Source organism: Pseudomonas sp. S3_A03 (assembly GCF_054668275.1).
On record NZ_CP162753.1, the window covers coordinates 3,095,778 to 3,114,984 of the forward strand.

The 19,207-nt window shown below is 58.2% G+C and carries 7 protein-coding genes, 2 tRNA genes, 3 rRNA genes and 1 pseudogene; all 13 read right to left on the reverse strand.

Features of this window, described 5'->3' with window-relative positions; translation table 11 throughout:
• Positions 1-92 precede the first annotated feature (92 nt).
• The gene (locus tag AB4O25_RS14150) at positions 93-584 is read right to left on the reverse strand and encodes an OmpA family protein (protein ID WP_065876582.1); all 492 of its coding nucleotides are present in this window, start codon (positions 582-584) and stop codon (positions 93-95) included.
• Positions 585-588: 4 nt separating this feature from the next.
• Positions 589-1,851: a diguanylate cyclase domain-containing protein gene (locus AB4O25_RS14155; protein WP_460149678.1), complete on the reverse strand. Its 1,263-nt coding sequence runs from the start codon at positions 1,849-1,851 to the stop codon at positions 589-591.
• Entirely contained in the window at positions 1,848-2,414 is a 567-nt protein-coding gene (locus AB4O25_RS14160) for a YfiR family protein (RefSeq protein ID WP_017530723.1), read from the reverse strand. The genes AB4O25_RS14155 and AB4O25_RS14160 overlap by 4 nt, the downstream gene beginning before the upstream one ends.
• A gap of 142 nt (positions 2,415-2,556) precedes the next feature.
• Complete coding sequence (recD, locus tag AB4O25_RS14165) at positions 2,557-4,626, reverse strand: exodeoxyribonuclease V subunit alpha (RefSeq protein ID WP_223496612.1); 2,070 nt, start codon at positions 4,624-4,626, stop codon at positions 2,557-2,559.
• Complete coding sequence (gene recB, locus AB4O25_RS14170) at positions 4,623-8,297, reverse strand: exodeoxyribonuclease V subunit beta (protein ID WP_460149679.1); 3,675 nt, start codon at positions 8,295-8,297, stop codon at positions 4,623-4,625. Before recB ends, recD begins: the two co-directional genes overlap by 4 nt.
• The gene (gene recC, locus AB4O25_RS14175) at positions 8,294-11,743 is read right to left on the reverse strand and encodes an exodeoxyribonuclease V subunit gamma (RefSeq protein ID WP_460149680.1); all 3,450 of its coding nucleotides are present in this window, start codon (positions 11,741-11,743) and stop codon (positions 8,294-8,296) included. Before recC ends, recB begins: the two co-directional genes overlap by 4 nt.
• 135 nt (positions 11,744-11,878) lie before the next feature.
• Positions 11,879-11,994: ribosomal RNA gene (gene rrf / locus AB4O25_RS14180) — 5S ribosomal RNA — on the reverse strand.
• 157 nt (positions 11,995-12,151) lie between these two features.
• Positions 12,152-15,043 (reverse strand): 23S ribosomal RNA (locus tag AB4O25_RS14185).
• 234 nt (positions 15,044-15,277) lie between these two features.
• Positions 15,278-15,353 (reverse strand) — tRNA-Ala (locus tag AB4O25_RS14190).
• A gap of 30 nt (positions 15,354-15,383) precedes the next feature.
• Positions 15,384-15,460 (reverse strand) — tRNA-Ile (locus tag AB4O25_RS14195).
• A gap of 82 nt (positions 15,461-15,542) precedes the next feature.
• Positions 15,543-17,079, reverse strand: a 16S ribosomal RNA gene (locus tag AB4O25_RS14200).
• The 16S, 23S and 5S rRNA genes sit together here with 2 tRNA genes alongside, the layout of an rRNA operon.
• Before the next feature lie 485 nt (positions 17,080-17,564).
• Positions 17,565-18,188: a protein-methionine-sulfoxide reductase heme-binding subunit MsrQ gene (gene msrQ, locus AB4O25_RS14205; RefSeq protein ID WP_460149681.1), complete on the reverse strand. Its 624-nt coding sequence runs from the start codon at positions 18,186-18,188 to the stop codon at positions 17,565-17,567.
• Positions 18,188-19,202, reverse strand: a pseudogene (gene msrP, locus AB4O25_RS14210) (protein-methionine-sulfoxide reductase catalytic subunit MsrP). Before msrP ends, msrQ begins: the two are co-directional and overlap by 1 nt.
• Between the last annotated feature and the right edge of the window lie 5 nt (positions 19,203-19,207).

Consider the following 19,207-nt stretch of genomic DNA (forward strand, 5'->3'; position numbering starts at 1 on the left):
CAGTCACTGGAGGTAGTGACTGATGCATTGCTATCGGGAGCAAGCCCCCTCCCACAGTTGATTGCATTTCAGATAAGAACTGGCGAGTGCGCTCAGTCGGCAATCACCACGATCGACACCCGCCGATTCTCGGTACGCCCTGCTGCGGTGTCGTTGGATGCCACCGGCTCGCTGCTGCCCAACCCGCGCAGTTGGACGTTTTCTTCTTTCATGCCTACGCCCGTCAACACCGTGGCCACGCTTTTGGCGCGGCGCAAGGAGAGTTGTTGGTTGTAGATTTCCTTGCCCGAGGTGTCGGTATGGCCGTCGATGCGCACACGTTCGATGCCGACGCCCAGCAGGGCCTTGCCGATGCGTTGGACGATCTCGGTGCTGGGTGGGTTGAGGGTTTCGACGTCGCTGCCAAACAGCACTTTGCCCGACAAGCCGAATGCCCAGCCTTCGTCGGTGAGTTCGAAACCTTGTTGTTTGAGGACCGCCACCTGCGCCGGGGTCAGGCCTTTGGGGGGTGGTGTCTGACAGCCGCCGAGGGCCAGCAGCGCCACCCATAACATGAAGAACATAACGCGTGCAGTCGAAAACAAGGGATCAACTCCTGTGTTGAACATTGACGGCGGAGTGCTCCGACTCTGCCGTTTGATGGCCGCCCTGGAAAAACCGTTTGGCCTGGTACATCGCCGTGTCGGCGGCATTGAGTAAGGCGCCGGGTGTCGCGCCATGGTCGGGATAGATCGCGATACCGATGCTCAGTGAGGTCAGCACCTGGGCGTCGCCAGGTACAACGATGGGTAAATCCATGCTGGCGATGATCTTGTCGGCGATGCCTTGGGCATCCTCGACCGTGTGCAAGGGTGCCAGCAGGATGGCGAACTCATCACCGCCCAGACGCGCCACCAGGTCGTCTTCACGCAGCTGCGCACGCACGCGGTTGGCCACGGCGACGAGGACGGTATCGCCGGCGGCGTGGCCAAAGCTGTCGTTGATTTCTTTGAAACGGTCGCTGTCGAGGAACAGCACCGCCACTTTTTCGTCGAGCTTCGCGGCGCTGCGCAGGGCGCGGATCAGCCGGCCTTCGAAGAACGCGCGGTTGGGCAGGCCGGTGAGGCTGTCGTGATTGGCCTGGTGCGCCAGGGTTTCGTTTTCGCTTTGCAGGTGGTTTTGCCAGGCTTGCATTTCGCCCAGCAAGGCATTGAAGTCGCTGCCCAGGCTGTCGAGTTCGGCGATGCGCGCCGGCGGCACGCGGCGGTTAAAATCGCGCTCGCTGCGTGCGGCGTGGGCCACGGCGGCAAGGCTTTGCAGCGGCTCGGTGATGCCCCGCAGCAGGCGCCGCGCCAAGTGCAGGGCCACCCAGGCGCTGAGGGCGGTACACACCAGAATGCCGGCCAGGCCGCTGAGCAAAAAGCGCAACAGGCTGCCGCCGTGGCCGCTCAGGTGGATGCTGCCGATGGTACGCCCCTGGTGCAGTATCGGCTGGCTGATGGGCTGTTCGAGCAGGGTGTGCGCCAGCGCCAGTTCCAGCCGCGAGAGCATGCCGGTTTCCGGGCGTTCCCAGTTCGCCAGTGACTTGCCGTTGGCATCCAGCACTTGGGCCTCGGCCACTTCCTCGGTAGACGCAATCAGGCTGAGCGCCTCGGTGGCAGCGGCGCGGTCGTTGAACACCACGGCGGCTTCCACGGTGTAGTTGATGGAGCGAGCGATCAGGTGCAGGTTGTGTTCGGCGTAGACCCTAAGCGCCAATACGCCGAGCAGGGTCAGCGACACACTGGCCAGGGTCACTGCCACCAGAGCCAGGATCAAGTGCCCTCGACCGATGACGGAACGCAGGGTCGGTCGCGCTTTCACGGCTGTCATGAACCGGGTGCCCGACGACGTGACAGTTGCAGCACACTGGGATGAATGCGCACGCCGCTGCGCGCCACCGAGTCGAGGTTGACCTCAAACGACACCTGCTCATCGCCCACTCGCAGGCAGAACAAACTGCCCACGGTGCATTGGTCGCCGCCTTCGCTGATGCTGAGCACCGGGTGGCCGATCAAGGAGGTAAACAGGCGGCTGCGTTCGTCATTGCTGAGCTTGCCGATGTACACCGCGTCACAGGCATTGACGATATCGGGATGGTCGGCCAACAAGCGCCGCACCTCCACCGGGCGCCCGGTGGCTTGGGTGGTGCCTTTGATCAGGTCATCGGTGTATTGGGTCGGGCCGACAATGCACAGGTGCAGTTGGGTGGGTTCTACCGGCCAGCGGGCATAGCTGAGAATACCGAGCACCACCTGGGTGACCGCCTGGGCACGCTGGTCCGCTGCGCTCGGCGCCTCGGCAAACGCGCACGGTGCCAGCAGGCAGAGAATCGCCACCAACCACACGCGTCTCCAGCTCAAGCTACGGCCTATGGGCGAGACAGCCACGTTCATGCAGCGATTCTCTTTGGTCTTGTTGGGATGATGCCGCAACGATAGCACACGGCAGGAAAACCCCGTGAGGGTGCCACCTCGAAGGGTCCTGCTATTTTTTCAGAAAACACCTACAACTCAACCAGAAAGATTAAATAACCGTTCAGTCAGTTTTGTCTGCTTCCTGGCCCAGCTCCAGCATCAACCCACTCAAGCGCTTGACCTTGCGCCGTACGGCCTCCTCAAACACCCCGCCACGCGGTTCGATCAGGCTGAACCAGCGCTTGGCGCGGGTAATGCCGGTGTAGATCAGCTCCTTGGTCAATACCGGGTTCAAGGCGTCTGGCAGGATCAATGCCGTGTGAGTGAACTCCGAGCCCTGGGATTTGTGCACGGTCATGGCGTACACGGTTTCCACATCGTTAAGCCGGCTGGGCAGCACAAATCGCACGCCGCCCTGGCCGTCGTTACGTGGGAACGCCACGCGCAACACGTGGGGGCCGCCGTTGCTTTCGGGGAGTTTGAGGGCGATGCCGATGTCGCCGTTCATCAGGCCCAGGCCATAGTCATTACGGGTCATGAGTACCGGGCGGCCTTCATACCATTGCTCTTCGCCCTCGATCAGCCGAACTTTGCGCAAGGCCGCGGTGATGCGCAGGTTCAGCCCTTCCACGCCCCACGGGCCCTTGCGCACCGCGCAGAGCAGCTGAAACGCATCGAAGGCTTGCAACAATTGCTGCGCCCAGTGGGTCCAGGCGGCGTCTTCACGCGGGGTGTCGAGGGACGGACGGGCGCTGTGCAGCAGCTTGAGGTAATAGCGATAGCCCTCGGCACCCTCACCCTGCCCGTCCAAAACCAGACGTTCCAAGGCGTGGTCGTGCTCACCCTTAAGGCCTACGCAGAACAGGTCGCGGTGGCTGCGCGCGGCCAGCAGTTTGCGCGCCTCTTCGGCGTTCTGCTGGTTAACCCAGCGTGCCAGTTGGCCGATGCCGCTGCCTTCGCCGAAACGTCGCGAGTAACGCAGCATCACCACTTGCTGGGCCAGGGGATGGCTACCGTCGAGGTCTTCGCGCAGGCCGCCGGCGCTGAGGTCTTCGCCGCTGACGGTTTGCAGCCATTGGCGGGTCTGGGGGCTGTACCAGCCGGCTTCGGCGTCGCGGCACAAGTCGCCGAGTACGGCGCCGGCCTCCACCGAGGCGAGTTGGTCCTTGTCGCCCAACAGCACCAGGCGCGCATGGGGCGGCAACGCGTCCAACAGGTTGGCCATCATCTCCAGGTCGATCATCGAGGCTTCGTCCACCACCAGCACATCCAATGGCAATGGGTTGCCCAGGTGATGACGGAAGTGCCGGGTGCCGGGGCGACTGCCCAGTAAACGGTGAACAGTGGTGACTTGGGTCGGGATCTTTTCCTTCACGCTTTGCGGCACTTTCAGCGACAGCACTTGCTGGCTGATGGACTCGGTAAGGCGCGCGGCGGCTTTACCGGTGGGCGCGGCAAGACGGATGCGCAACGGGCTGCCGGCCTCGACGGCAGGCGCCTGCAACAAGGCGAGCAAGCGCACCACGGTGGTGGTCTTGCCGGTACCGGGGCCGCCGGTGACGATGCTGAAGGCACCTCGGGTAGCCAGGGCGCAGGCGAGCTTTTGCCAGTCGATGACGCCATCGGGCGCCGGCTGGTCAAACAGACCGTTGAGGCGTTCGGGCAAATCGGCGGCGACCGCTTCTTCGCTCGCCAGCCGCTGGCGTAGAGCGCTGTCGATGCGGCGCTCGTAGGCCCAGTAGCGGCGCAGGTACAAGCGTTTGCCGGACAGCACCAGCGGACGGCTTTGCGCGGCTTCGCTGGCGTCCAACGCCAGGGCGACCAGCGGGCTCGCGGCCAGGGCATGGCACCAATGGGCACCGTCGAGACCATCAAGCAATTGCGACGGCAGTAGCATGGCACCGGTTTGCAGGTCGCCTTCGGGCGGCAAGGACAAGGCGAAATCCGGCGCCTTGAGGGTTTCAAACAGGTCGAGGCACACGTGACCGTGGCCCAATTGATGGCTGGTCAAGGCCGCCGCCAGCAGCACCAAGGGGTCGGCCTGCGGGTCGAGTTCATGCAGGAAACCGACAAAGGCCTTGTCCAACGCCCGCAGCCAACCACGGTCAACCCATCGCTCAAGCAACTGCACCAGGTCGGCGGCGCGGCCCAGGGGCTCCAGCGCTTCAAGCGGTAACGGCGACAGGCTCATAACAACACTCCTTGTTCCCAGGCGGGCTCAACCTTGGGCGGGATGGGCTTGCCCTGGAACAACAGGTCCAGGCCTTCGATCAGTTCTCGTGGCGGCCGGGTGAAATACGCGCCCCGGCTCGCGGACTGGGTGCCGCGCAGAAACACATACAGCGCACCACCGACGTGACGGTCGTAGTCATAGTCCGGCAGACGAGCCTTCAGTTGGCGGTGCAGGGCCAGCAGGTAAAGCACGTATTGCAAGTCATACCGATGCTCAAGGATCGAACGCTCCATGGCATCGAGGGTGTAGGCCGAATCGTCTGGGCCGAGCCAGTTGGATTTATAGTCGGCCACGTAATAGCGGCCGTCATGTTCGAAAGTCAGGTCGATAAAGCCCTTGAACATACCGTTGAGCAGCACCGGCTCGGCGGCTACCCGCGCGACACCGTTGTGGGTGTACTGGCACACCAGCTTATCGAGGGCGAGCACGTCGACTTTATGGCTGGCGAACCAGAACTCCATTTCGATCTGGTATTGCTGCAGGCTGCTGAGGGTAACGTGAGCGTTATCCACCGGCAGCGGCGTTTGCAGCAAATGGCCCAGCCAACCGCTGAGGGTGATGATCCAGCCTTCCCAGTTGCGGCGATTGCAACGGGCGCCTACGGCGTTTTCGATGGCCTGCGGTGACACGTTGAAGCCTTCTTCGCCGGCCCACTCCAGCAAGCCGTGGAGGAAGGTGCCGGGGTTGGGGCCGCGTGGGAAACGGTGTATGTCGCCGCCGGACACCGCCACTTCACGCGGTGCGTCGGGGTCGAGGCGTTCGTCATCGAACAGCTTTTGCGCTTGCGGGCTTTCTGGTGCCTCGAGATTGGCGACGCTCATGCTGTCGCCAATGCGCAAGGCGCTGTAGGACGCGATCCACCAGTTTTCGGCGGCCTTGCGCTTGGGCAATAACGGCGCGAGCAAGGTGGCCTGGTTGCGCGGTGGGTGAAACAGGCTTTCTTGCGCTTCGGGTACGTGGGCGTAGTGGATGGCCGGGCAGCCTTGCTGCAGGTCCAGCAGCCAACGCGCCAGGCCTGCCGATTCCGCCAACGAGGCCCCGCCGGCGAGCAAATAGCCCAGCGCCGACAGGTGCAATACCGAACTGGCGCTGTTGCCGCGCTTGAGGTCGGCAACGCCAAGCCAGCAGGCATGTTTGGCGCGCGTCAGGGCTACGTAGAACAGACGCAGGTCTTCGGCCAGACGCTCGTCATCGGCCTGGGCAATCAACTCGGCGGTTGGGCGCAGGCTGACCTGGGATTTACCGTGTTCGTCGTGGTAGTGCAGCGGCAATCGGCTGCCGTCTACCGGTTTGGCCGAACAAATGAACGGCAGGAACACCAAGTCGTACTCCAGGCCCTTGGATTTGTGGATGGTCACTACCTTGACCAATTGCTCATCACTTTCCAGCCGCAGGATCTGCTCTTCGCCGGCCTGGCCGGACGACGCCAGGTGTTCGGCCAGATGGCGGATCAGCGCCTGTTCGCCATCCAGCTCCGAAGCGGCCTGTTGCAGCAGTTCACTCAGGTGCAGCAGGTTGGTCAACACGCGCTCGCCGTCGCTGCGGGCGATCAGGGTTTGTGGCAGTTTGAAATCGTGGAGCAGGCGACGCAGCATCGGCAGCACGCCTTGGGTACGCCAGATCGCGCGATAGCCACGAAATTGCATCACACGGGTTTCCCACGCCAGTTCGTCCTGGTTCAGACGCTCCAGTTCCGGCAGGGAAAGGTTGAGCGTGACGCAGGCCAGCGCGGCGCGCAGCGGGCGCTCGACGTCGGGCTCTGCGCAGGCCTTGAGCCAGGCCAGCAGGTCGTGGGCTTCTTGGGCGGCGAACACCGAGTCCTTATCGGACAGGTACACGCTACGCACACCACGAGCAGCCAACTCGGCGCGCACGGCCTGGGCTTCTTTACCGTCGCGCACGAGGATGGCGATGTCTGACGGTAGTACGCCTTTGTAGCTGTCATCTGAGTGTAGGAAGCCGGCCGTGCCCTGCTGGCCGCCGTTGAGCAACGCGACAATCTGCGTGGCGCACGCGCCGGCCAATTGCTGGCGGTACACCGCGTTGGATACGGGTTGGTCGGTAGGCAGGTGCCAGAGGTTCATCGCCGGCAGCGTTTGGCCATCGACCTGGAGTTTTTCCTTGCGTCCTTGGGACAGCACCGGCTGGAACGGCACCGGGTTATCACCATTGGGTTCACGGAACAAGAACGCACCGCGACCTGTTTCCGCGCGCTGGAATACATGGTTTACCGCCTCGACCATCGCATGGCTGGAGCGGAAGTTGGTGCCCAAGGTGTGGTGCCGTCCGGTGGTGGACTGCCGCGCACGCAAGTAGGTATAGATATCGGCACCACGGAAGGCGTAGATCGCCTGCTTGGGGTCGCCGATCAGGAACAAGCCGCTGTCGGGGTGGTTTTCTTCGATGCGGTAAATGCTGTCGAAGATGTTGTATTGCACGGGGTCGGTGTCTTGGAATTCATCGATCAGGGCTACCGGGAACTGCTCACGAATCACGTTAGCCAGGCGCTCGCCGCCGTCGGCTTGCAAGGCCGCGTTGAGGCGGATCAGCATGTCGTCGAAGCCCATTTCGGCGCGGCGGCGTTTTTCTTCTTCGAAGCGCTTGCTCACCCAGCCGGCGGCGTGTTGCAACACGGCGGCATCGGGGGTAGGCAGGGCGTCAAGGCTGGCTTTAAGGCTGGCCATGGCGTCAATGCCGGGATGCTGCGGTGGGTCGCCCTTCCAGGCTTCGGCTATACCGTCGGGGGTGAGCCGGGTAAAACCGGTGCCGATGTCCAGTTGTTCCAGGGTGTCGTCTGCGGCCCAGGCGCTGATCTTCTCGAACCAGGGCTCAAAGTAGCGAGCTTGCATCTTGCGGCCGTCGACCGCTTTGGCGGCCACCGCTTGCAGGCAGATATCGCGTAGCTCAGCGGCCCATTGTTGCCAGGGAGCTTTGATGTTGATCAACGCTTCGCGGCGTTCTTGCAGGCAAGCGCTGATCAACTCGGCGGGTTCGCGGTTTTCATCTGTCGGCCGTTCGCTGCCGAACAGTGCGCGCACGCGTGGCATCAACGCAGCGGGGCCACCCCAGTTGCTGCGCACCCAGTTGAGGGCGTCGTCGTGCATGGGGTAGCAGAACAACCGCCAGTAATCGCGCAGCACTTGGCCCAGCAGGTCGCTGTGGTCGGTCTCCAGGGTCTGGGTAAACAGGCTGCCGCTGTCGAACGCATGTTCGCGCAGCATGCGCTGGCACCAACTATGAATGGTCGAAACGGCGGCCTCGTCCATCCACTGCGCGGCAATGTCCAAGCGGTTGGCGCAGCCGGGCCATTGCTCGGGTGGGTATTCTTCGCGCAGCTCTGCGATCAGGGCATCGGGCTGATCGATTTCGTCGCGAAAAAACCGCGCGGCTTCAGCCAGGCGAATGCGGATACGTTCACGCAACTCTTTCGTTGCCGCATCCGTGAAGGTCACCACCAGGATTTGCGGCGGCAGCAGTTCGCGGCCAAAGCCGGACTCTTGACCGCCGTGGCCAAGCACCAGGCGCAGGTACAACGCGGAGATGGTGAAGGTTTTGCCGGTACCGGCGCTGGCTTCAATCAGTTGGCTGCCTTTTAGCGGGAAGGCCAGGGCCAAGGGTTTGTTGTTCATGTGCCGACCTCCTCGCCTGTAAGTGATCGCCAGGGAGCATTGAGCAGTGGGCGATAGAGGGTTTCGCACCAACCTTCGAATTCTTCATTCGCGATCAAGGCGCTGTAATCGGGGAATTGTCGGGTGAGCGCGGGGGTTTCGCGGCGCTCGCCGTCGGAGGTCAAGCCGTCGCCTTCGTAGGCTTTGCGCGCTGCGGCGTGGGCCTTGTCCGGGTCGGTTTGGCTGAGCCAGGCGAAGGCAGTTTTAACGGCTACCGCAAGTGGTTTTTGCATGCCGTAGCGCCAGGCCAGCAGCAGTTCGCCGAGGGTTTCCCGGGCGGCGGCTTTATCCAGCGGGGCCAGCAGCAAGGTGTCGTCGCTGGCCACCAGACCGGTGCTCAGCGGCAGACCGCAGGCACACGCCACCAGGTGATTGACCCACGGACGGATCAGGCGATGCCACTTGCGCGTTTTGACCGAGCCAATGCTGTTGGGGATGGTGGTGATGCTTAGCAACCCGCCATCACTGCGTCGATGCAGCCCACTGATCCAGCCCTCCAGCGCAATGCCTTGATGCTCGAAACTGATCGGTTCGGCACCGGGATGCGGGGTTGGCCAGAGGGCCAGTAATTGGTGGTAGCGCTGTAGCAGGTCGGGCAAAGGCTCGATCAGTTCGTTGCGCAGGCACTCGCCGAAACCGACCATGGGCAACAGACCGCTGCCTTGCAAACGCAAGGCCTGGGCGTTGAGGGCTTGGTCGAGCTGAGCCGGCTGTGACAGCGCGGCGTTCAACAGGCTGTCACTCAAGCTGTAGCGTTGCAATGCATCGAGGACGAAGGGTTCTTCATCAGCCAAAGGCACTTCGGCAGCTTCGAAAAATACCTTGAGGCGCTGGCTGAAGAAGTGTTTGACCGGGTTGCGCAGGAAGTCTTGTAGCTGGCCAAGGCTCAGCGGTTCCTCCTGGTGGTGCTGCGCCAGCTCATCTGCATTAACCACGGCGTCGGCCGTTTGGTGGAGCAATTGCCACTCGCGGGCATAACTGAACAGCGGGTCGTCTTCGTGGAAATAGCGGGCGCTGAAAGGTTGAAGAGGGTGTTCCTGGGTCATCGCCTCCACTAGGGGGGTTGCTTGTGCGTTATGCCAGCCGCTGGCGATATGATCGCGCAGTTGGCCGATCAGTACTGATGCGGGGCGCTCGCTATTGTCGCGGATGCTGCGGCCCACCCAACTGATATAGAGCTGATCGCGGGCGGACAGCAAGGCTTCGAGTAGCAGGTAGCGGTCGTCTTCGCGGCGTGAACGATCACCGGGGCGGTAGTCGCTGCCCATCAGGTCGAAATCCAGCGGCGGTTGCGCGCGAGGGTAGTCGCCGTCGTTCATGCCGAGCAGGCAAACGAGCTTGAACGGGATCGCTCGCATAGGCATCAGGGTACAAAAATTGACAGCACCGGCGAGGAAACGCTGGGACAAGCGGCCTTGATCGAGACCGGCCAGCCAGGCTTCGCGCACTACAGTGAGAGGTAATTGGTCCTGCAGGCCAACGGACTCGCAGGTTTCCAGCCACGTTTCCCGGAGTTGTTCGAGTTGGCCGAGCAGGTAGTCGTCGTGCTCGCTGCTGGGCAGGAAGAAAAGTTGCATCAATCGTCGTAGACGTTCGCCCCACTCTTGGGGCGCGGCCGGTTGGGAGAGCGTTTGATGCGCGTCATGCAATGCGTCGAGCAGAGCGACCAAGGGGCCAATCAACGCCGCGTCGAGGCCACCGATTTCATCGTAGGGTTCAATGCCGTTGCAAGCGGCACCGGTGCCGACGGCGTACCCCAACAGCATACGACGCAGGCCAAATCGCCAGCTGTTCTGCTCCAGGTCTACCGGCAGACCGAGGCCGGCACGTTGTTCGGCGTTGAGGCCCCAACGAATGCCGGCGCCTTCGATCCAGCGGTGCAGCGTGGGCAGGTCGCGCTCCTTGATGGCGAAACGTTCGCGCAGCGCGGGAACGTCGAGCAGGTCAAGAATTTCGCTGACGGGGAAGCGGCTGTCAGGGAGTTTGAGCAGGTGTTCAACGGCGATCAGCAGCGGGTCGCGGCCACGCTGGCCTTGATCGGTAAGGGTGAAGGGGATGAAGCGGGAGTCGCTTCTTTCCAACTGGCCGAACACGGCGCGAATATGCGGCGCGTAGCTGTCGACATCGGGGACCATGACGATGATGTCACGGGGGCGCAGTGACGGATCGTCGCTGAAGCGTTGAAGCAATTGGTCGTGGAGAATTTCCACTTCGCGTTGAGCGCTGTGGGCAATGTGGAAGCGGATTGACGTATCACGTTGCAGATCGACAGCAGCCCATCGCTCACGCGTTTCATTGAGTGGGCGTAGCTCGAGGATATCGTCCTGGAGTTGGTTGAGCAGTGTGGTGGGGACGCTGTCGCTGAACAGGTCGATGCGACCGTCGTGGAAGGCTGCGCGGTAACTGTTGGGGTCGTCATAACTGTCCAGCAGGCTGATGTAGTCGCGGCCTTGCTTGCCCCAGGCAGCGAGTAACGGGTGGGCGTGCTGGTGCAGGGTCTGTGAATCGAGCGTGAGCGGCATGCCAGCTTTGCGCGCTTGGCGTTTGTATTCGTTACGCAGTAGGTCTTTGTCGGCAACGATGTCGGACCAATGATGGCGACAAGGGTTGTGCACGCACAGCAGGACTTGGCTGAAACGGGCGAGTCCGGCAAGGGCTTCGAGCGCTTGGGCAGGCAGGGAAGAAATCCCGAAAACGATCACCCGCGAAGGCAGCCCATTAGGTGCTTGCGCAAGGGCATTGATGCGTTCGATGAAGCGCTGATGAACACCGGCCCGGCTTTGGGCCATGCCCTCTGCCCCTACATCCAGTAGCAATGCGCGCCATAACTCAGCTTGCCAGCAGTTGGAGGGGTTGAGTGGCTTGGGTTCGCCTCGACCGTTGCGCAATTGGTGGCGACCGGCAGCCCAGTCTTCCAGCCAGTCGGCGCGGTAGACCTGATATTGGTCGAACAAGTCGGCCAGGCGCTCCGCCAGTTGGTAGCGTTTACGTAGATCCGTGTCGTGGGTCAAAAAGCGTTGTAATGGCTCGAAATGCGGTCGATCGATGAGTTCCGGAAGCAAGCGCATCAAGCGCCATGTGAGTGGAGCTTTATCGAGCAGAGACTTGGGGGGGATTTCGTCACGTCCCAAGACCATGCGATAGAGCTGCCACATGAAGCTGCCGGGAAGTTGCACGTCGATGGCGGCGGCGATGCCGCAGCCGCCCATATCGTCCTCTTGCGGGTCTTCCGCCAGGGCCAACTTGAGCCATTGAGCAATGCCGTTGCTTTGTACCAACGCGATTTCGTTTTCCAGGGGCGCCAGAGGGTAACGGCGCATCCAACTCACCACCAAGCTGCGCAGTTCGTCCAGGCGATTGCCGTGAACCACCATGAATCCAGCGCTGAGTGACGTCGCATCCGGCATAACGGCTTCCTTGGGAAAAGCTAAATCGAGGAAAGGACTTTAGCATTGAAGGTCGCTCTGATGAGCTTCTTCGCACTTTCCGAGCGCCCAAAACAAAACCCCATCTGCTTTCGCAAATGGGGTTTCGGAATTTAATCTTGACGATGACCTACTCTCACATGGGGAAACCCCACACTACCATCGGCGATGCATCGTTTCACTACTGAGTTCGGGATGGGATCAGGTGGTTCCAATGCTCTATGGTCGTCAAGAAATTCGGGTACTGACTCGTGACCAGATGGCCTCGCTTCAGCAAATTGGGTATGTGACAGCAGTCGGTGTTTTGTGAGTTACAAACTTTCGGTTCGTTTCGTCTTCACACACCGCAATCTGATGCTCTTTCGAGTAGTCAAATTGCTTGGGTGTTATATGGTCAAGCCTCACGGGCAATTAGTATTGGTTAGCTCAACGCCTCACAGCGCTTACACACCCAACCTATCAACGTCGTAGTCTTCGACGGCCCTTCAGGGAACTCAAGGTTCCAGTGAGATCTCATCTTGAGGCTAGTTTCCCGCTTAGATGCTTTCAGCGGTTATCTATTCCGAACATAGCTACCCGGCAATGCCACTGGCGTGACAACCGGAACACCAGAGGTTCGTCCACTCCGGTCCTCTCGTACTAGGAGCAGCCCCTCTCAAATCTCAAACGTCCACGGCAGATAGGGACCGAACTGTCTCACGACGTTCTAAACCCAGCTCGCGTACCACTTTAAATGGCGAACAGCCATACCCTTGGGACCGGCTTCAGCCCCAGGATGTGATGAGCCGACATCGAGGTGCCAAACACCGCCGTCGATATGAACTCTTGGGCGGTATCAGCCTGTTATCCCCGGAGTACCTTTTATCCGTTGAGCGATGGCCCTTCCATACAGAACCACCGGATCACTAAGACCTACTTTCGTACCTGCTCGACGTGTCTGTCTCGCAGTCAAGCGCGCTTTTGCCTTTATACTCTACGACCGATTTCCGACCGGTCTGAGCGCACCTTCGTACTCCTCCGTTACTCTTTAGGAGGAGACCGCCCCAGTCAAACTACCCACCATACACTGTCCTCGATCCGGATAACGGACCTGAGTTAGAACCTCAAAGTTGCCAGGGTGGTATTTCAAGGTTGGCTCCACGCAGACTGGCGTCCACGCTTCAAAGCCTCCCACCTATCCTACACAAGCAAATTCAAAGTCCAGTGCAAAGCTATAGTAAAGGTTCACGGGGTCTTTCCGTCTAGCCGCGGATACACTGCATCTTCACAGCGATTTCAATTTCACTGAGTCTCGGGTGGAGACAGCGCCGCCATCGTTACGCCATTCGTGCAGGTCGGAACTTACCCGACAAGGAATTTCGCTACCTTAGGACCGTTATAGTTACGGCCGCCGTTTACCGGGGCTTCGATCAAGAGCTTCGCGTTAGCTAACCCCATCAATTAACCTTCCGGCACCGGGCAGGCGTCACACCCTATACGTCCACTTTCGTGTTTGCAGAGTGCTGTGTTTTTAATAAACAGTCGCAGCGGCCTGGTATCTTCGACCGGCATGGGCTTACGGAGCAAGTCCTTCACCCTCACCGGCGCACCTTCTCCCGAAGTTACGGTGCCATTTTGCCTAGTTCCTTCACCCGAGTTCTCTCAAGCGCCTTGGTATTCTCTACCCAACCACCTGTGTCGGTTTGGGGTACGGTTCCTGGTTACCTGAAGCTTAGAAGCTTTTCTTGGAAGCATGGCATCAACCACTTCGCTAACTAAAAGTTAGCTCGTCATCAGCTCTCGGCCTTAGAATCCCGGATTTACCTAAGATTCCAGCCTACCACCTTAAACTTGGACAACCAACGCCAAGCTGGCCTAGCCTTCTCCGTCCCTCCATCGCAATAACCAGAAGTACAGGAATATTAACCTGTTTTCCATCGACTACGCTTTTCAGCCTCGCCTTAGGGACCGACTAACCCTGCGTCGATTAACGTTGCGCAGGAAACCTTGGTCTTTCGGCGTGGGTGTTTTTCACACCCATTGTCGTTACTCATGTCAGCATTCGCACTTCTGATACCTCCAGCAAGCTTCTCAACTCACCTTCACAGGCTTACAGAACGCTCCTCTACCGCATCACTTACGTGATACCCGTAGCTTCGGTGTATGGTTTGAGCCCCGTTACATCTTCCGCGCAGGCCGACTCGACTAGTGAGCTATTACGCTTTCTTTAAAGGGTGGCTGCTTCTAAGCCAACCTCCTAGCTGTCTAAGCCTTCCCACATCGTTTCCCACTTAACCATAACTTTGGGACCTTAGCTGACGGTCTGGGTTGTTTCCCTTTTCACGACGGACGTTAGCACCCGCCGTGTGTCTCCCATGCTCGGCACTTGTAGGTATTCGGAGTTTGCATCGGTTTGGTAAGTCGGGATGACCCCCTAGCCGAAACAGTGCTCTACCCCCTACAGTGATACATGAGGCGCTACCTAAATAGCTTTCGAGGAGAACCAGCTATCTCCGAGCTTGATTAGCCTTTCACTCCGATCCACAGGTCATCCGCTAACTTTTCAACGGTAGTCGGTTCGGTCCTCCAGTTAGTGTTACCCAACCTTCAACCTGCCCATGGATAGATCGCCCGGTTTCGGGTCTATTCCCAGCGACTAGACGCCCTATTAAGACTCGCTTTCGCTACGCCTCCCCTATTCGGTTAAGCTCGCCACTGAAAATAAGTCGCTGACCCATTATACAAAAGGTACGCAGTCACCCAACAAAGTGGGCTCCCACTGCTTGTACGCATACGGTTTCAGGATCTATTTCACTCCCCTCTCCGGGGTTCTTTTCGCCTTTCCCTCACGGTACTAGTTCACTATCGGTCAGTCAGTAGTATTTAGCCTTGGAGGATGGTCCCCCCATATTCAGACAAAGTTTCTCGTGCTCCGTCCTACTCGATTTCATGACTAAGAGACTTTCGCGTACAGGGCTATCACCCACTATGGCCGCACTTTCCAGAGCGTTCCGCTAATCTCAAAGCCACTTAAGGGCTAGTCCCCGTTCGCTCGCCACTACTAAGGGAATCTCGGTTGATTTCTTTTCCTCAGGGTACTTAGATGTTTCAGTTCCCCTGGTTCGCCTCTTGCACCTATGTATTCAGTACAAGATAACCATCTTATGATGGCTGGGTTCCCCCATTCAGACATCTCCGGATCAAAGTCTGTTTGCCGACTCCCCGAAGCTTTTCGCAGGCTACCACGTCTTTCATCGCCTCTGACTGCCAAGGCATCCACCGTATGCGCTTCTTCACTTGACCATATAACCCCAAGCAATCTGGTTATACTGTGAAGACGACATTCGCCGAAAATCTGTAATCACTCACAAATTTTACCTTAGCCTGATCCGTTACCAGTGAAAGTAACGTTCAGTCTATCTTTCTATCACATACCCAAATTTTTAAAGAACGATCTAATCAAAGACTAGAAATCAACATTCACCATCGCCAGGATGGAATGCTCATTTCTAAGCTTTCATACGTCAGAAGCAGTAGTGGTGGAGCCAAACGGGATCGAACCGTTGACCTCCTGCGTGCAAGGCAGGCGCTCTCCCAGCTGAGCTATGGCCCCATATTTCTACAGGCGTTTCCCACACAAAATTGGTGGGTCTGGGCAGATTCGAACTGCCGACCTCACCCTTATCAGGGGTGCGCTCTAACCAACTGAGCTACAGACCCAATTTCGGGCTGCTTCTTATCGTCTTCTTCAATGAATCAAGCAATTCGTGTGGGAACTTATGGAGCAGCTGATGTCGTCGATTAAGGAGGTGATCCAGCCGCAGGTTCCCCTACGGCTACCTTGTTACGACTTCACCCCAGTCATGAATCACACCGTGGTAACCGTCCTCCCGAAGGTTAGACTAGCTACTTCTGGTGCAACCCACTCCCATGGTGTGACGGGCGGTGTGTACAAGGCCCGGGAACGTATTCACCGCGACATTCTGATTCGCGATTACTAGCGATTCCGACTTCACGCAGTCGAGTTGCAGACTGCGATCCGGACTACGATCGGTTTTATGGGATTAGCTCCACCTCGCGGCTTGGCAACCCTCTGTACCGACCATTGTAGCACGTGTGTAGCCCAGGCCGTAAGGGCCATGATGACTTGACGTCATCCCCACCTTCCTCCGGTTTGTCACCGGCAGTCTCCTTAGAGTGCCCACCATGACGTGCTGGTAACTAAGGACAAGGGTTGCGCTCGTTACGGGACTTAACCCAACATCTCACGACACGAGCTGACGACAGCCATGCAGCACCTGTCTCAATGTTCCCGAAGGCACCAATCTATCTCTAGAAAGTTCATTGGATGTCAAGGCCTGGTAAGGTTCTTCGCGTTGCTTCGAATTAAACCACATGCTCCACCGCTTGTGCGGGCCCCCGTCAATTCATTTGAGTTTTAACCTTGCGGCCGTACTCCCCAGGCGGTCAACTTAATGCGTTAGCTGCGCCACTAAGAGCTCAAGGCTCCCAACGGCTAGTTGACATCGTTTACGGCGTGGACTACCAGGGTATCTAATCCTGTTTGCTCCCCACGCTTTCGCACCTCAGTGTCAGTATCAGTCCAGGTGGTCGCCTTCGCCACTGGTGTTCCTTCCTATATCTACGCATTTCACCGCTACACAGGAAATTCCACCACCCTCTACCATACTCTAGTCAGTCAGTTTTGAATGCAGTTCCCAGGTTGAGCCCGGGGATTTCACATCCAACTTAACAAACCACCTACGCGCGCTTTACGCCCAGTAATTCCGATTAACGCTTGCACCCTCTGTATTACCGCGGCTGCTGGCACAGAGTTAGCCGGTGCTTATTCTGTCGGTAACGTCAAAACAATCACGTATTAGGTAACTGCCCTTCCTCCCAACTTAAAGTGCTTTACAATCCGAAGACCTTCTTCACACACGCGGCATGGCTGGATCAGGCTTTCGCCCATTGTCCAATATTCCCCACTGCTGCCTCCCGTAGGAGTCTGGACCGTGTCTCAGTTCCAGTGTGACTGATCATCCTCTCAGACCAGTTACGGATCGTCGCCTTGGTGAGCCATTACCTCACCAACTAGCTAATCCGACCTAGGCTCATCTGATAGCGCAAGGCCCGAAGGTCCCCTGCTTTCTCCCGTAGGACGTATGCGGTATTAGCGTCCGTTTCCGAACGTTATCCCCCACTACCAGGCAGATTCCTAGGCATTACTCACCCGTCCGCCGCTCTCAAGAGAAGCAAGCTTCTCTCTACCGCTCGACTTGCATGTGTTAGGCCTGCCGCCAGCGTTCAATCTGAGCCATGATCAAACTCTTCAGTTCAAACATCTTTGGGTTTTTAAGAAACCCTAAACTTGGCTCAGCAATCGTTGGTTACATCTTTGATTTCTCGCGGAGTAACTTGTGATGCTGATAATCTTGTTGACTATCAGTCTGACTCCACAAGCACCCACACGAATTGCTTGATTCAGTTGTTAAAGAGCGGTTGGTTAAGAGCTTTCGTCTCAACCGAGGCGCGCATTCTACAGCAGCCTCATTTGCTGTCAAGCGGTTATTTTCAGAAGCTTTCGAAGATTTCTTCAACAACTTCAACCACTTGCGCTTCCGATCTCTCGTCAGCGGGAGGCGAATTCTACAGCGTTACACGCTGCTGTCAACACCTCTTTTTTCAACTTCCTTTTGGCTTCGATAAACTGAAGCAACTTGCTGTCGAAAACTGCGTAACTCATTGTTTACCAAGGAGTTTTCAGTTTCGACTGCGCCGGAAGTGGGGAGAATTATAGGCTTCCAGAATCTGCGGTCAAGCGTTAATTACACTTTCGTTGCAGAAGGTGCTTTTTTGCAATAAGGCGAGGGATTCGACGCATCAAGGGCGGAATCCGTAATACGAGGAGCAGCGTACCTATAGAAGCATAGATAGCCCACTCCTTCAGATCAGCCCGCACAATCCACAACATATGCAGTAGGCCAAGCCCCAGAATCACATAAACAAGGCGATGCAATTTCTTCCAGCGGCTACCCAGCCGACGCTGGCTATAGCGATTGGACGTTACCGCCAACACCAACAACGCCAAGAAGCCCAACGCCCCGACAATAATGTAAGGCCGCTTACGTAACTCCACGCCCAACTGTGACCAATCAAGGCCCAGGACAAACACACAATAGGCAGCCAGGTGCAGCACGACATAAGCGAAGCACCACAAACCAAGCTGGCGGCGCACAGCAATCCACCCCGCCCAACCACTGAGCTTCTGCAGTGGCGTCATACCCAGGGTAACCAACAACAGGATCAACGTACCCAAGCCGAGTCGATCAACCAATACCTTGCCCGGATCCGGCCCCAGCGCAAAGCTCCACGCTTGATATAGCCATAACAACGGCCACACCGCCGCAGCGATAAAGATGCCAATGCGCCAGATGGGGTAACGCATCAGTAGTTCTTCCGCGAGATCGAGACCGCTATAAAGAGAAGCAACCTCCTCTGAGTAGCCATTGAACATCTGCGTTTCACGCACATTGGGACTGAACAGGCCACTCGGCAAGCGACGCTCGCGCGCTTGGGTCCAACGAGGATGATCGACTGTCGGGTTCACATTTGCATAAAACCCATACTCATCCGCCGCAATGCTCTGCCAGGTGGTTTTCGGCTGCTCGCTTACCAAGCTGATCCGCACGATTGACTTCACGCTCTTGAAACCGTACTTCCACGGCACAACCAGACGCAACGGCGCGCCGTTCTGATTCGGCAGCTCCCGCCCATACATACCAACAGCAAGAATCGCCAAGGGATTCATTGCTTCATCCAGACGCAACCCTTCTACATACGGCCAGTCGATCAAGCCGAAACTCGAACGCTGCCCAGGCATGCTCTTGGGATCCTGAAGGGTTTCGAAACGAATGTATTTGGCCTTGGAAGTTGGCTCAACCTGCTTGAGCAAGGCAGAGATTGGAAAGCCTATCCATGGAATGACCATCGACCAAGCTTCCACACAGCGCAAACGATAGATCCGCTCTTCCAATTGATAGGGTTTCATGAAGTCTTCCAAGGCATAACGCCCCGGTTTTGCAACCTCACCATCAATCACCACGCTCCAGGGCTCGGTCTTGAGTGAGCCTGCATTGTTCGCAGGGTCGCCCTTATCTGTGCCGAACTCATAGAAGTTGTTGTAGTGGGTGGCATCCTTGAATGGCGTAATGGCTTCGTCTTTAACCGTCACTGCCTGCCATTTGGTAGCCGGCAGTTTCTCGGCAAACCAATCAGGCGCTTTGCCCGGTTCAACGTCGGCATAACGCGCAGCATCCTCGGCACTGGCCCAACGCGGCAAGCTGCTGGCGGCAATACCCGCCAACGCACCACCGAGCAAGCTGCGGCGAGAGAGATAAAAAGATTCAGGCGTGACATCCGATTCATGACAATCGGACGCTTTAGACAATTTGATTAACATGGCAA